Genomic DNA, 15828 nt, shown 5'->3' on the forward strand with positions numbered 1-15828 from the left:
GCAACACCGCCCGGTCCTGCCCTCTATTTCAGGGCAACTTGTACGTCTTCATCCAGTACATCCACATTGTCCAGACGAATATCGGTATTAAAACCAAACAGCTTACCGCTCCAGATAAATACCTGCCAAACCAGCACACCAAAAGGTATGTAACCAAAATACCCCATCAATGGCATTTCCGAGAACAGATGAATGACGTCTACATAAGGAATATTGTAAACCCAAAAGTTTGGATTGGTCGTGCTGGTATGAAAGGCATGACTGCCATGGTTCCAAAATTCCCAGAACAGGCCATTACAGAGTGACGCCACCCCAATTAAAACCCCTGCACTCCAGTCACCTTTGGCAATATCGGTAAAAGGGTTCCAGATGTTCATGCGCATCAGAATACCCGTCATTACGGCAAAGGGGCCTATCCATACCACCCAGAAAAACGGATAAGGCCAGACCACCATTAAGCCAATCAGCACCGTACCGATTAAAATCATTAAATTGCCATTTAACGGCATTTTAGGGCCATTTTTATAGCGGGCCGGCAGCGCAGGAAAGGTGTGGAACAGGTTATACCATTGGAATAACACCGGCGTTACCGTGCTGTAGGTAACCAGAAACTCCAATGCCAACACCGGATAGGGCCAGGGCGCCTGGTCAGCGTCGGGGTAATACCAGTTACCCAACACAAAATAATCATAATATTCAAAATAGGCCCAACCGCCGATGGACACCAGTGCGGCAATAAATAGCGTGGTGGGCCGACTGGCAAACAACGACCTGCCATTATTGCGATGATAAACAATACCATCCAATACCAGAATAAAGCCCCACCATAAGGGCGTAAAAGACCAGTAAACCAGATCACCAAAAGCCGTGGAGTGTGACCACATCAGCCACCAGAAAAACAGGTTTAATACCAGACCAAACCAAAACCACCAGGGCAACGGCTGCTTGCCGGGCTGCGGCTTGGGTGTGGCTCCCTTAAAACCATATAGCTTGGGAAACAGGATTAAACCGCAGATATACACTGCGCCCGCTCCAACAGCCAGAAAAGCCCATAAATTGAAGCCGGGTGCCTGCTCAATAAATTGTGGCGGAAATACCCCAAAGCCCGGCGGCAAATGGTCAGGATAAATAAACCAGGCTACCGCCAGCGGCACCAGCAGAGTCAGCAATACCGGCCAGATAAGTTGAAATCGCATCAGTTGGCTCCTGCAACATCCTTTTAACATTGCAATCCAGTCTGCCACAGGTATTCTTTTTTCGTCAAAGTCTTCAGGAATAAATTGTTCGATGGACACGCAAAATCATCTGCCTTCCTGGCAACCTGGGTTGGCACGCAGCCACATATTGGCATTTCTGGAACGGGTAACCACAGCGGATTCACCCGAATTTGTGCCACCACAACAACGCATTGCCACCTTTGATAACGACGGCACCCTGTGGCTGGAAAAGCCCAATATTACCGAATTGGTTTTTCTTAAGGATCTGATGCGCTTTGATGAAAAACGTACCTTACCTGTGGGTGCCGGGTTGCGTCAGCGGGTCAAGCACTGGCTGCATCATATTCATGACGAGTTAATTGAAGATGCCAGCCTGTTGTTTAAGGAGTTTCGAGAAGGTATCAGTACCGATGAATACCATAGCTGGGTGGCAGACTGGCTGGATAAAGCCAGGCACCCCAGGTTTGACAAACCTTATACCGAGCTGACTTATCTACCCATGCGTGAAGTCCTGCAACTGTTTGCCGCCCATGGCTTTAAAAATTATCTGGTCTCCGGAGGCAGTTGTTATTTTATTCGCCCCTGGTGCGAAGCGGCCTATGGTATTCCTCCCGAGCAGGTCATCGGCAGCAAACTGATTACCCGCCTGAGTGACAAGTCGGGTGGACTGGAAGTGGAAATGGCACCGGTGCCCTGGTTCTTTGATAATGGGCCCGGTAAGGTGCTGGCGATTGAAAGCCAGATTGCCCGACGCCCTATTGCCGCGTTTGGTAACAGCAGTGGTGACATCCAGATGTTGCGCTGGGCTGGCACATCACCAACATCCCTGTGCGTGTTGATTGAACACACCGATGATGAAAGGGAATATCGCTATTCCCCGGGTGATGACACGCTGGCGGCAGCCAAAAGCCACGGCTGGACCAAAGTGGATATGCAAAGAGACTGGCGGCAGATCTTCCAACCAGGCTAAAAGTGATAACTCAGCTCCACCCCCAACTGACGGGCTTCACCGCGAAGCTCGGTCACGGCAGAAAGTGCAGCAATAGAGTCAAACTTCAGCTCGTGGTACTGGCGGTTAAACAGATTCTTCGCCCATAGTGCTACTTCCCATTGTGCATTCGGCTGATAAGCTATCCTGCCATGCCACACACTGTAGCCCTGCTGCTGAAGGTAAGGATTTTCATTTTGATCAAAATAAAAATCGGATTGGTAATCAAAACCTAGTTGGCTCAGCAGGCGGCCACCGGCCAGATTGATTTCATATTGGACCAATGCACTGATATTCCACTCAGAAGTAAAAGGCAACTGGGTGCCCGCCACATATAAATCTTCTTCCTGATATTCCCCCAGCTCAGCCTTGGGTAAGTAGCCAATATTCAGGTCCAGCATCAATTGGCTGACAGGTGTATAGGCCAGGCTCAATTCCAGCCCCTGAATACGGGAATCACCGCCATTTTTAAGGACATGATAAGGTGCCAGGCCGGTGGTACGATTGATAAATACCTGCTGGTCCTGATAACGATACCAGAAGGCTGCCAGGTCAATATTCATATCCCATTGCGGTAGCTGTAGTCTGGCTCCCACTTCCCAGGCATTGAGGCGCTCCGGCGCATATTCAGAATCGACAGCCTGAGCTTCACTACTGGCAAAACCGCCATTGTAACCGCCGCTTTTGTAGCCGCGTGAATAGCTGTAGTACAGACTGGTGCGCGAAGAGAGTTTTTGTACCAGAGCCAGTTTGCCCGACCACTCGCGGTCATCCACCTCGCCGCGCAGATCCCAAACGCCTGGAATATAAGCTCCCACCACATCCATATCAGCAAAGGCATGGTATTCAGTGCTGTCATCGGTAAATCGCAAACCCGCAGTGACAATCCAATCTGGTGACAGGTTATAGTCCAGTTGGCTAAAGACAGAGAATGACTGATTTTCCAGCGTGTTGTGGTAGAAAAACTGCACGGCACCACCTGCCGTTGCAGGATTAGCGCGAAAATCCCTGAATAGATCCAGGTCGTTTTGCTGCTTCAGCTCTTCCTGTAAATAGAACAGACCAGCCATCCAGTGACTGTTTTCACCCTGTCGGCTGACGCTTATTTCCTGGCTGAAAAACTGGTTATCCGAGCCCAGACTCCCCTCAATAAAATTGCCCGGACCATCAGAGTCAAACGAATGAAAGCGCTCAAGATCTTTATGGGCGGTGATGGATTTCAAACTCCACCGCTGATTAACCTGCCATTGCCATTGAATACTGGCTCCCCAACTGTCCGTATCATGCCGCTTGTCGGCAGTGTCCGCCTCGGTTTGCCAGAAATCATCGGTAGCCGGCGCAAAACCAAAGCTATCCACGCAGCTACGGCTACCGACCTCATCAGGCAGACAGCGCGCGCCCGTTCCTGAGGCTTTCAGTATCCCCGCGCTATATATGGGTTTGGGCGCGCCCTGCCAATCTTCCGAATATAATTTAAACAGCAGGGATGCATTTTCCCATTCGCTGGCCACCAGCAGGCGCACACTGTTTTGTCGCATACCACCGTCCTGGCCGTTGGCATCCAGATTTTGGATGGAATAATCGTAATCCACATGATTAAACGCCAACCGTGCTGCGGTGTTGTCGGCTAAAGGTACGTTGACCGCCCCCTGCAAAGCCCGGTAATCCTGCTCCGCTACAGACGCTCTGGCGTAGCCACTAAACTCGGCCTGTGGCAATACTGATGTGAGTAAAATGGCACCGCCGGTAGTATTGCGGCCGAACAATGTACCCTGTGGCCCACGCAGTACCTCCACCCGTTGGATGTCATATAAAGTAGAATCAAGGAAGTTGGCACCACCACTGACCACCTCGTCTGCATAGATAGCAATGGGTGACACCGTAGATGTGTTGTAATCAAACATCCCAATACCGCGGATATTGAAGGACGGAGCCGTACCTTCCCCGGCCACTTTGGAGGATTTCATATTGGGCGCCAGTGCCGCCAGTTGCGTGGTATCTTTTATATGCTGACGGGCAATCTGCTCACCATCAATTAATGTCACTGCCACAGCAACGTCTCGAATATCCTGTTGACGTTTCTGGGCATTGACGACTATCACTTCTATGTCGTCTTGTGTCTGTGATGTGGAAGATTGCGCAACCGCTAACTGACTATAGATCAGGGCAATAGGGATAACTAAGGGCCTTGTTATAAACATAGGGATCCAACCAACGAAAACCTGGATTATCGCATTCATGCGGCGCAGTCCTGCCGCAATGCGTTCTTTCGCTTCCGTATGGGTCAGTGGCATTCCAGCCGCTCACCAATCCTTGCTTTTTCCTTGCTAACGAGCCGTTTAGCGCACGTGCATGTATCAAAAAACAGCCTCTGCACACAACAGGCATTGGCACATGCCAGCGAGTTGTGCGATGCAACAGCAAGGTTATTGCAGACTGTACTCAGATTTTGTACAAACGCCTGAAACAGGAAAAAGATATGTGCAGCAAAGCGTAGCAGAAAACCATGACACTTTGTTATAAGCACTGGATTTAATTGGTGAAACTATGACCAACTGACGGTTCAGCCGCTATTATCTATTCTTAACAATCATCGCACTCTCATTTAAGCTTGGTTTTCTGAAAAGGTCCGCATTGGTATGGGCATGGACAAACTTGATAATTACAATCGCCTGACGGAACTCCCGGCTTTAAGCACGAACATCAGGCTTTTCAAGGCGCTGTCGGTACAGGGTGAAGCCTTGTTTATCAAGCAACGCGATATCGGCAAAGATGCGGATACCTCTGCCACAGAGCTGCCCGACATGGACTGTCTGGCAGTAACATTAAGCGCATTCAGTGAAGCCGGTCAGTATGTTGAAGTACTGGCCATAAACGAACATGAGCTGGATCTGTGGCAATTGGTTTCCCGTCTACCCAAACAGGACCTGAATTTACGCTTGCAAGCGATGCTGCAATTGGCCCAGGCTGTAGCAGAGATTCATGCACAAAAACTTATTTGTGGTTACCTTAATCCCAGAGCACTTTACTGGAATAACGACGCCAGTAGTCTGAGTATTTTGGATTTAGGCCACCCAAGCGTGGTCAGTCAGGTAAACCGGCACAGCCTTCAGGGTCAGCTTGACCCGGTATTATTGAAAGTCATGGCACCGGAGGTCACAGGGCGGGTTAATTGCCCGATGGATAATCGTTCTGACCTGTATTCCTTGGGAACCTTGTGTTATTTCCTGGCAACTGACAGGTTCCCGTTTGAAGCAGACGATGGCATGGAACTTATTCACGCCCAAATTGCCTCCACCGCGCCGCCACCAAAAGAACTAAACCCTGGTCTGCCCACACAAGTCAGCAAAATAATCGAGCGGTTGCTCAACAAAAACCCCAATGACAGATATGGAGATATCCAGGGGGTACTGCAAGATTTACAACAATGTCAGCAGCAATGGCAAAAGTCAGCCAGCATCAGCGCTTTTCCGATGTCGGTGTCATTAGGCAGCCAGCGACTGCATTTTTCCAACCAACTATATGGCCGGGATACACAAGTTCGTCAGTTACAAGGTTTATTTGAACGCACTCTGGTGGAAAAGCAAAGCCACTTACTTTGTATCAAGGGTTATTCAGGGATCGGAAAAACCGCCATAGTTGAGCAGCTTGCCCAGCCGGGCCTGACCAACAAAGCCAATTTCATTCGCGGTAAATGCGAACAGTTTCAGCTTGATGGCCTGTTTGGTGCCATCCTCGAAGCATTGGGTGAGCTGGCGGAGCAGCTATTGCAGGAAAATGCCGCGCAATTGGCGCATTGGCAACAATGCCTGCAGCAAGCGGCGGGCGATGACGCATACTTGCTAGCAGCCTTTATGCCGCAATGGCTGCCAATAACCGGCCCCGCCCAGAACAGTGACGCTGCAGATTATCAGGATACCAGATTCAGTAAGCTGCTAATCCGGCTGTTTAAAGTGTTCGCCCAACAGCAGCGCCCTGTGGTGCTATTTCTGGATGATATGCAATGGGCCGATACCGCCAGTTTAAATCTGTTGGAAGAGCTGCTGACCGATAAGCAAATAGATAATTTGTTGGTTTTACTGGCATACCGTGACAATGAAGTCAGCGATACCCACCCTTTGCTGTATTGTCTGACCCGCATCGGCAAATCAGGTGTCAGGGTTGAACAGATGCAGGTTGATGCGTTAGCAGATTCAGCGGTACAGGAACTACTGGCAGACACCCTGGGCAAACCTAAAGGCGAGCTGACAGCATTAACCGCTTTGCTGATGCAAAAAACCAATGGTAACCCCTATTTTGTGCGCCAGTTCTTACTGACATTGCATGATCAGGGCTTGTTACAACGCGACACTCAGGGACACTGGTATTGGGATGTAACAGAAATTGCCCAACAGAAAATTACCGACAACCTGGTTGAGCTTACCACCTTGCGATTTGAACGCTTGTCGGCCCATAGCCGCCGCCTGCTGAGTATCGCGGCCCTGATAGGCAATAGCAGCCAATGCCAGATATTGGCTGAGCTGTTGGGGCTAACACGCCAGCAGTTGGAAATGCACATCGCCGAGATTGTTCAGGAAGGCATTATGACGGCCTTTACCGATACCAAAGGTGCCCGGATTGAGTCGCTACGCTTTAACCATGACAAATTGCAGCAGGCCGCATACAAACTGTGCAGTGAGCAAACCCAGATGCAACTGCATCTGGCCATAGGTGAGTATTATCTGGAAAATTACCCGGCTGCACAGCTCAATGATGTAGTACTTGAATTTGTCAACCATCTGAACGCAGCCAGCAGGCTGTTTGTGGCCAACCATAACAGGTTGTCACTGGCCAACTTTAACCTGCAGGCGGGTGAAAAAGCCCTGGCTGCCAACGCTCACAGTGCTGCCAGAGATTACCTGAGTATTGCCGCAGGCTTGCTGGAAGAAAGCGACTGGCATGAACACCACGATGTGTGTTTTAAGGTTAAGCTGGCAATGGCCAGCAGTTTTTATCTAACCCAGGCCTACGAGGAAGCCGGGCATCTTTGCCAGGCTTTGTTGGAGCATGTCCGGGACCTGACCGATAAACTGCGAGTCACCAAGTTGCAGCTACTGATCTTGTACGGTCAGAATCAGCTTCCTGAGGTGTACCAGCTAGGCGCGCAGGTGTTAGTTGAAGCCGGTATTGATATTCGCGAGCCAGCCGGTATTGCGACCCGCTATCTGGAACTGGAGCAGCATTATGATAAAAACAACATTGCTGGCCTTATTCATAAACCGGCCCTGAAAGACGAGAAGCTGAAACTGGCCATCGAGGCCTTGAATGTACTTTCCACCGCTGCCTATATTCTGGGGCCGGATCATTATCTTACCGTGACCCATGCGATTGTCGCTCTGAGTGTCACTCAGGGTAACTCGGCACCAGCCAGCCGCGCATACGGCTCCCATGCCATCATTCTCAGCGGTGCTTATGGACAGTATCAGCAAGCGCTGCAGTTTGCCGACCTAGCCATTGAAGTGGACAGACGTTACCAACATTTGTACACCCCTGAAGTGCAGTTCCAGAAAGCCGCCGCTGTTCTGCCCTGGGTTGCGCCCCTGGCGCAGAGCCTCGACAGTCTGGAGAGCAATATTTATCTGGCCATGGATGACAGCAACATTGAGTTTGCCGTGCATTCCGCGCTGTTTTTCGGCTTTTATCTGTGTTTAAGCGGCAAGCCGCTGGACAGAGTTAATGTGCAGATGGACAAGTATGCACGTTTTATTATGGACAAACGCATTCCCTACAATCTGGAGTTCATTAATCTTTGGCGCCAATACGTGTTGAATCTGCGCGAAGATGAGCAGGACCCATTACTACTGGCGGGGCCAGCCTTTGACGAAGCGGTGCAGGTGGAAGTACTGGAGCAAACCCAGAATCTGACCATTTTGTTTTGCTACCATAGTGTCAAACTGATGCTGGCGTATTTGCACGATGATCTGGAGCTGGCCGCGCATCACTATCAGGCCGCTGAACCATTGGCGGCCGTGGCGTTTTCACTGTATCACCAAACCGAATTTCACTTTTTTGCGGCATTACTGGCTGCCCGGCTCAGCCAGACTGAGCACGACTCATGGTATCAGATACTGCAAGGCAAACTGACACTACTGCAAAACTGGGCCATTAACGCCCCAGACAATCACCAGCACAAAGTGCTGCTGTTGGAAGCCGAACTGGCCAGGCTTAATAAGCAGGCTGCCGGCTGGCAACAATATGAAACCGCCATTCAGGCAGCACAGCAGTCAGGCTTTATCCAGCATCAGGCCATTGCCGAAGAACGTTACGCAGATTATTGGCTGCAAATGGGCAACCTGGATTTTGCCCAGCAGTTGCAAAGCAAAGCCTATCAGAACTTTAAGTTCTGGGGGGCTATCAGCAAGGTGCGCCATATGCGTCTGCGTCAAGTCGCAGGCCAGGCCGGTCAGGCAGACCAGGTGCAGCGCAGCGAAGATCTGGATTTAGTATCGGTATTTAAGGCATCAGAAACCTTAAGCGGTAAAGTCAATCTGCGCGCCTATCTGGACAAAATGATCCATATTATCGTCGAAAATGCCGGCGCGCAGGCCGGCACATTACTGTTTGTTGACGATGAAGGCGTGTTAAAAGTCCGCGCCGGTTATCCGGAAATTCGCCAGCATGAAGACTTGCCTCACAGTTTGTTAACCCTGGTCAGCCGTACCCTTAAGCCGAAACTGCTCAACAATATTGCGCAGGCCGGCAGTCTGGCCCGAGATCCTTACCTACAGCGCAGCCAACCCCAGTCTCTGCTCTGTATTCCTGTGATCGTAACCGGCAGTTATCGCGGTATTCTGTACCTGGAGCACTTCGATATGAGCGGTGCCTTTCCCCAGGACAGAGTAAACGTACTGCAGTTACTAGCCAACCAGACTGCGGTGATGTTTGACAACACCAGGCTTTATCATAAAGTGATCGAGGCCAACAAAAACCTCGAACGCAAGGTCCAGCAGCGCACCGCCGAGCTGGCCGCGTCTAAGCTGAAAGCAGAAGAAGCCACTCAGGCAAAGTCATCGTTTCTGGCCAAAATGAGTCATGAAATCCGCACCCCTATCAATGCGGTAATTGGCCTGAGCCGCCTGGCCATAAAAACCGAGCTGGATTCGGAACAACTGGACTACGTGAGCAAAATTCAGGAATCAGGCGAAACCCTGTTAGGTCTGGTCAACGACATTCTGGATTTTTCCAAGATCGAAGCAGGCAAAATGACACTGGAACACTGCAGCTTTTCACTCAGTAAGCTGGTGCAGCGTTCCATCAATCTGAACGCCTTCAGAGCACACGCCAAGGGTCTGGAACTGCTTTGTGATATAGAGCGTGATGTACCCGATCTGTTGCTGGGCGACCCGTTGCGGATCCAGCAAATCTTGGTGAACTTGCTGTCCAATGCCATAAAATTCACCGATCAGGGCCTGGTGCATATCCAGCTCAGCGGCAAAGCCAATGAGCAGAATCAGGTGCAGTTGCATATCAGCGTCCGGGATACCGGAATTGGCATGAGTGAGGAACAACAAAGCAGGCTGTTCCAGTCATTCACTCAGGCAGACGATTCGGTCACACGTAAATACGGCGGCAGCGGCCTGGGGCTGACCATCAGTAAACAGCTCTGTGATTTAATGCAGGGGCAAATCTGGCTGGAAAGCGAACTGGGCAAAGGGTCCTGTTTCCATGTCAGTCTGCCACTTAGCCGTTCAATGCAAACTGAAGCCAATCCTTTGTTCAACCCCACCCGCATGGCAAAAATGAAAGTGCTGGTGGTCGACGATGTGGCCCTGGCCAGAAAGTTGTTGCGTGGTCTATTGCAGGACGTTGGTATCAGCGCAGACGAAGCCAGTAGCGGTGCCCAGGCGATTGACATGGTCAGGCAAGCCGCCACCGACAAAAACTGTTACGACACGATTCTGATGGACTGGCGGATGCCGGAGATGGACGGCATCGAAACGTCCAAACGCATTCAGCAAATGGGATTGACGGAATCACCCCGCATTCTGATGGTGACCGCCTATGATAAACAAGAGGCCAGAAAGCAACTGGGTAGCACCATTATCAACCAGTTTCTGGAAAAGCCGGTGAATCATTCCACATTGGTGGATGCCCTGACCAATGTGATGGCGGGGCAATTAAATGATAACGAAGAGCAGCACAAAGGGCCGCTGGCCGTTCCTGATCTGCGTCAGTACCGTATTTTGTTGGTGGAAGACAATGCCATCAACCGCCAGGTGGCCTTGGGAATATTAAAAGACACTGGTGTCAGGGTGGAAACCGCTGAAAATGGCCTGGTAGCGCTGGAGAAGCTTCAGCAACAAACCTTTGATCTGGTGTTAATGGACATTCAGATGCCCCATATGGATGGTCTGACCGCGACCAATCTGATTCGCCACCAGCTTAAGCTTGTCGATTTACCTGTGGTGGCAATGACCGCCCACGTGATGGAAGCCGATCGCCAGAAAAGTCTGGAAGTGGGTATGAACGAACATATCTGTAAACCTCTGGAACCTGATGTGCTGTTCCAAACCCTGAGCCAGCTGCTGCAGGACAGGGCATTAACCAGAGCCGGGAAATTGCCCGTCAGCCAACAGCCCGAGGCTGATACAGCTTTACTTGGCAAAGTGTCACGCATCAAACTGCTATCCAGCAAGCAAGCCATCAATAATATGAGTGGTAAAACCCAACTGTATTTAAGCTTGCTACAGGATTTTTATTTTGAACAACAGGAAACACCAATCCAGCTTCAACATTTGTTGGTCAGTGGCAAGCTCGACGAATTATTGCGTTTGGTGCATTCATTAAAATCGACCTCTGCTTATATCGGCGCGTTCGACATATCCAAACGTTGCGGGGAAGTGGAAAGCCTGTTGCTGAAAAAAACCTGTGATGAAAAGGCCCTGGCCGCCATCAGTCATCAGTTACAGGAATTACTGGAAACACTCAGTCCGCTGTTCCAAGCCCCAAATGGCAGTAATAGCGCCGAACATTTAAACCCGCAGCAGTTCCGCCAAACGCTGGTTAAATTACTGCCCCTGCTGCAACAATCGGACTTTGCTGCCGAAGAGCAACTGGCGCAGCTGCTGGCGTTATGCCAGCAAACCGAATATGCAGAAAAACTGGAAGAAATTAATCGTCGGGTGGCAGATATTGAATACGAAAAGGCAGCGACTTTAGCCTCTGAATTATTAGCAAGCCTGGATAATGACCAAGTGACCTAGCCAGTTAACCGCCCTAATCCGGCACCAAGCCTATTGCGCTGCGCCTGATTGTTTTTTATGCTTGCGCAGTAAGGATAACAACAACTACAAAAATTGAGGGAACGCCCGTGAAAAAAGGTCGTCTTACCATTGCAGGCTGTGGTCTGCATCCGGGCCATATGACGCTGGAAACCCAGAGTCTGATTGAACATGCCGAAATTGTGCTTTTGGTGGCCCCGAATCCCCTGTCTATCCAGCATATACTGCAGCTCAATGCCAATACCGAGCATCTGGGGCGTTTTTATAATATGGGCTTCTCGCGCCCGGAAATTTACCGGCAAATGGCCAAACGCATTATTGAATTGGTCACGGCCGGCAAAGATGTCTGCACGGTATTTTATGGTCATCCCGGCGTATTTGTTTCTTCTACCCGGATGGCCAGTCGGGTTCTTAAGCCTTTAGGTCACCAGGTCCGCATGCTACCCGGCATTTCTGCCGATGCCTGCCTGTATGCTGATTTGGATCTGGACCCGGCTGATACCGGCTGCCAGTCTTATGAATCCACCCGCTTCTTACTTACCCGCCGCCAGGTGGACAGCAGCGCCGCGCTGATTTTATGGCAGGTGGGTCTGACCGGTGAGCACAGTATGGATCACTTTCAACCCGGCGAACAGGGACTGGCTGCCCTGACGAAACTGCTGTTGCAAAGCTACCCGGCCGATCATCAGGTATGCTTATACGAAGCGCCGATTTTTCCCGGCTTTGAACCGAAAAAAGACTGGCTGGCCCTGGCCGATTTACCCGGTGCCGGTGCCAAAGTCAATACCGTCAGTACCTTGTATATACCGGCCTGTCAGGCCCCTGAATTTGCCGCAGACCGCCTTGCCTGGCTGGGTCTGACGGAAGCGGATATTCATCATTGGGATGAGTATGAAGAAGTAGAGTGTGATATTTAACCCATAACAACAAAAGGAAAGCCTTATGGATAACCTAAGCCGTTTCTACCTGGAGCTGGCCACCAATGCCAGCAAACTGGACGCCTTCAATAATGGCAGCAATGCCGCCGAATTGGCCGCTAACCGCCAGCGTTTATTGGCTGAAGCTGGAGTGGAAGACGCTGACAAGCTCCTTTGCATGGATAGTGAAAGTCTACGTAAAAATTTAGCCACTGCTTTAATTTCTTCCACTGGAAATTGGAATGGATTAGATAAAACATCTAGCAATGATGACAATAGAAACAATGTTGGAAATATTGGTTTATCTAGAGCAGTGAACTAAAAATGAAGAAGGCGAGGCAACTGTTTTTATTCGTTGGGCTCATAATCTCCCTAGCGAGCAGCACTACTTTCTCAGATGAATTTAGCTTGCCTCAGTCTTCTCATGAAAATATTGCTATTAAAGCAGCAGATCTTGAAACGCTTGCCAGAACGGATCCCACTCAAGCGAGGTCCCTTGCAGAAAGTATATTAAACGATATAAGAGAAGATGTATCACCGGAGAACACCGGAAGAATATTAAATTCTTTAGCTTATTCACTAATGTTTTTGGGTGAGTATTCAAAATCTATGAATGCAGCTAGAGAAGCTGAAGAGTTAGCAGAAAAAGGACTGTCTCCGGAAGTAAAAGCAAGAGCTCAAATGCTACAAGGAAACATTTTACTCACCATTGGGGAATATACTAAAGCAATAGTAAAATATCAAAAAGCAGCCAATTACTATCAGAAATCTAACAATAAATTATATTTAGGTTATTGTTATAACAACATGGCTAATACATATAAAAGGTCTGGCCAATATGAATTATCTCTTCAGTACTATAAGAAATTTCAGGAGCTTTTAGAAGATAAGAACAAAGCAGGCTCTGCTGAAAAGGGAATTGGCGATGTCATGTTGTTAACTGGTCAGGTTGAAGAAGCATTTTCACATTACAATATTGCTTTAGAAAGATATTCACATGATAAGGACTATTTGGGACTGGTCTTAGCTTTAAATGGACTGGGTGACGCTTACCTTAAACAAGGAAAACCACTCGATGCAATCCAGCAGTATGAACAAGCGATAGAGATATCTTCAAAAAGGAGAATGGATTTTGCAAATCTTGCAACGCTGCATAGGAAAGCATCTGCACTGTTATTATTGGACAGAGAAGCTGAAGCTTTAGAGTGGGTAAATAAAGCCATAGAACAGGCAACGATCTCTGGTGAAAAAGAAGAACTTGCGACAAGCTTTCGGATAAAGGCGGAAATTCTAATAGAAAAAGGGGATTTCAAAGCAGCAATCAACGCATTAAAAAGTGCTCAATCAACAGAAGAACAATATAGAGGTGACAGGACAGTAACACAGCTAACAGTAATGCAAGCCCTATTCGAAAGCGAAGCCAAAGAAGCCCAGATAGCTGAGCTGGAAGAACAAAACCAGATGCTGCAACTTGAGCAGCAGGTTAGTCAGAAACGCACCGAAAATGCCTGGCTCACCGCGACACTGCTTTTGGGTATGTTGGGTGCCATCGCCCTCTGGGCGATGCTGATGCAGCGGGAAAAAATACGCCTGGCCAAACTCAGTCAGCAGTTAACGGTGGCCCGCCGTCAGGCCGAAGCGGCAACCGAGGCAAAATCCGCCTTTCTGGCCAGAATGAGCCATGAAATCCGTACCCCAATCAATGCCGTTACCGGCCTTAGTCGCCTGGCGCTGGACAGCCAGAATGAGCGTGAGCAACGGGGCCATCTGGTGAATATTCTGGATGCAGGTGAAATACTGCTGCGTCTGGTGGACGATATTCTGGATTTTTCCCGTATTGAGGCAGGCAAACTCTCTATCGAATGTGTAGCGCTGACGCCTCGCGAATTATTAAAAAGCACCCTGAATATGCATATTGTTCAGGCCAATGCCAAAGGCCTGGCACTGGTTGAAGATATCGCCGCGGATATGCCCCGCCAACTGCTTGGCGACCCCTGGCGCATCAAGCAGATACTGAATAATCTGGTTGGCAATGCCATTAAGTTTACCGAGCAGGGCACGGTGACAGTACGCCTTTGTGCTAATCCTGCCCCGGACCAGCCGGATCTGCTGATGCTGGAAGGCGCAGTCAGTGATACCGGCATTGGCCTGAGTCAGGATCAGCAGGATGCCTTGTTCCAATCCTTTAGCCAGGCTGACGATTCCATCACCCGGCGCTTTGGTGGCACCGGCCTGGGACTGGCCATTTGCAAGCAGTTATGTGACTTAATGGGCGGCCGCATCTGGGTGGAAAGTGAACCTGGCCATGGCTCAACATTCAGATTTGAATTACCGCTTAAACGCCTTGCCGGCAATCCGCAGCCCTGCCAGGACAGCTATCTTCCCAAGGGCATTCCTGACTGGTCACAATACCGGTTGTTGCTGGTGGAAGACAATGAAGTGAATCGCCAGGTGGCCATAGGGTTATTGCAAAAAACCGCGATTGAGATACAAGTGGCAGAACACGGCCAACAGGCGCTGGATAGACTGAAGGACGAGTTTTTTGATCTGGTTTTAATGGATATTCAAATGCCGGTTATGGACGGCCTGACTGCCGCTATTTTGATTCGCCAGGATCTCGAGTTACAGTTACCGATCATCGCCATGACGGCACACGCCATGGAAGCCGACCGGCAAAAAAGCGTTAAGGCTGGTATGGATGGCCACCTTGCCAAACCGATAGATACCCAGACCCTGTATAGCTTGCTGGGCAAGTATCTGCATACCGAGCGCTATTTTTCTCTGGCCTCGCCTGATGCTGAATCCAATGAGCCAACCTGGCAGGTGGAACAACTGGCGGGCCTGAATGTAAAGCAAGCCATTGCCAGATTAGGTGGCAACCCGCAATTGTATCAGTCATTGCTGGGGGCTTTTTTTCGTGACCAGAACGAGACTGCCCGTCAGTTGCGCCAGTTGCTGGCCCAACACGACCACTCCACATTGTTCAGGTTAATCCATTCGCTGAAATCCAGCAGCGCTTATATCGGCGCGTCAGGCTTATCGGCTCAGTGCGGCGCACTGGAGGCTATACTTGAACAAGGCCCTTGTGATCCTAAGCCCTTGTTAAAGGTCGCGGATGACCTGGAAGCCCTGTTAAATACGCTGGCGCCAGTATTCGAATCCAGCGACCAAAGCAGCCCACAGGCGATTGACGAGAGTGAGCTCAGGAGCCAACTGCAGCAAATACTTGCACTGCTGAAACAATCGGATTTTATGGTGGAGGAAAAACTGGCGGCGCTGCAAAAATTGTTGGCCGGAGGCCCTTATGCGGAACAAATTGCCCGCCTGGTCAAAAAAGTCGATGATGTGGAATACGAGCGGGCTGGTGAGTTGGTTACAGAGATGTTGGCAGAGCTACAGGACGCCGCGCCGCACCATAAACTTAAAGTGTTGAACCCTTAATCTTG

At 49.9% G+C, this 15828-nt stretch carries 7 protein-coding genes and 1 pseudogene; 6 read left to right on the forward strand and 2 right to left on the reverse strand.

Annotation, left to right across the window (positions count from 1 at the left end; genetic code table 11):
- Positions 1-23: 23 nt before the first annotated feature.
- On the reverse strand, positions 24-1196 hold the full coding sequence (locus ABD028_RS14575; protein ID WP_102797166.1) for a mechanosensitive ion channel protein MscS: 1173 nt from the start codon (positions 1194-1196) through the stop codon (positions 24-26).
- Positions 1197-1287: 91 nt separating this feature from the next.
- Between ABD028_RS14575 and ABD028_RS14580 the strand changes: the two genes are divergently transcribed.
- Entirely contained in the window at positions 1288-2187 is a 900-nt protein-coding gene (locus ABD028_RS14580; RefSeq protein ID WP_343845866.1) for an HAD family hydrolase, read from the forward strand.
- Here ABD028_RS14580 and ABD028_RS14585 read toward each other — a convergent pair.
- Positions 2184-4499 carry a TonB-dependent receptor gene (locus tag ABD028_RS14585; RefSeq protein WP_343845868.1) on the reverse strand — a complete coding sequence of 772 codons (2316 nt, stop codon included), beginning with the start codon at positions 4497-4499 and terminating at the stop codon, positions 2184-2186. The genes ABD028_RS14580 and ABD028_RS14585 overlap by 4 nt on opposite strands.
- A gap of 351 nt (positions 4500-4850) precedes the next feature.
- On the opposite strand from ABD028_RS14585, the gene ABD028_RS14590 reads away from it, so the two are divergent.
- The 5 genes and pseudogenes from ABD028_RS14590 (at position 4851) to ABD028_RS14605 (ending at position 15823) form a co-directional block, all read left to right on the forward strand.
- A complete protein-coding gene (locus ABD028_RS14590; RefSeq protein ID WP_343845870.1) occupies positions 4851-11447 on the forward strand; it encodes a response regulator in 6597 nt (2198 codons plus the stop codon).
- Positions 11448-11554: 107 nt separating this feature from the next.
- Positions 11555-12382, forward strand: a complete 828-nt coding sequence (locus ABD028_RS14595) for an SAM-dependent methyltransferase (protein WP_343845872.1) — start codon at positions 11555-11557, stop codon at positions 12380-12382.
- A 25-nt stretch (positions 12383-12407) separates the two neighbouring features.
- On the forward strand, positions 12408-12704 hold the full coding sequence (locus tag ABD028_RS14600; protein ID WP_343845874.1) for a hypothetical protein: 297 nt from the start codon (positions 12408-12410) through the stop codon (positions 12702-12704).
- Positions 12705-12964: 260 nt separating this feature from the next.
- Positions 12965-13600: pseudogene (locus ABD028_RS23295) on the forward strand (tetratricopeptide repeat protein); the annotation flags it as partial.
- 177 nt (positions 13601-13777) lie between these two features.
- Positions 13778-15823 carry an ATP-binding protein gene (locus ABD028_RS14605; RefSeq protein WP_343845876.1) on the forward strand — a complete coding sequence of 682 codons (2046 nt, stop codon included), beginning with the start codon at positions 13778-13780 and terminating at the stop codon, positions 15821-15823.
- Positions 15824-15828 lie beyond the last annotated feature (5 nt).

Source organism: Bowmanella denitrificans (assembly GCF_039522935.1).
Classification (GTDB): Bacteria; Pseudomonadota; Gammaproteobacteria; order Enterobacterales; family Alteromonadaceae; genus Bowmanella; species Bowmanella denitrificans.

Bases quoted from the DNA above. Each gene is read 5' to 3' on its own strand.
- ABD028_RS14580 (WP_343845866.1), top strand. From the start codon at position 1,288: ATGGACACGCAAAATCATCTGCCTTCCTGGCAACCTGGGTTGGCACGC.
- ABD028_RS14575 (WP_102797166.1), bottom strand. From the start codon at position 1,196: ATGCGATTTCAACTTATCTGGCCGGTATTGCTGACTCTGCTGGTGCCG.
- ABD028_RS14590 (WP_343845870.1), top strand. From the start codon at position 4,851: ATGGACAAACTTGATAATTACAATCGCCTGACGGAACTCCCGGCTTTA.
- ABD028_RS14605 (WP_343845876.1), top strand. From the start codon at position 13,778: ATGCAAGCCCTATTCGAAAGCGAAGCCAAAGAAGCCCAGATAGCTGAG.
- ABD028_RS14585 (WP_343845868.1), bottom strand. From the start codon at position 4,499: ATGCCACTGACCCATACGGAAGCGAAAGAACGCATTGCGGCAGGACTG.
- ABD028_RS14600 (WP_343845874.1), top strand. From the start codon at position 12,408: ATGGATAACCTAAGCCGTTTCTACCTGGAGCTGGCCACCAATGCCAGC.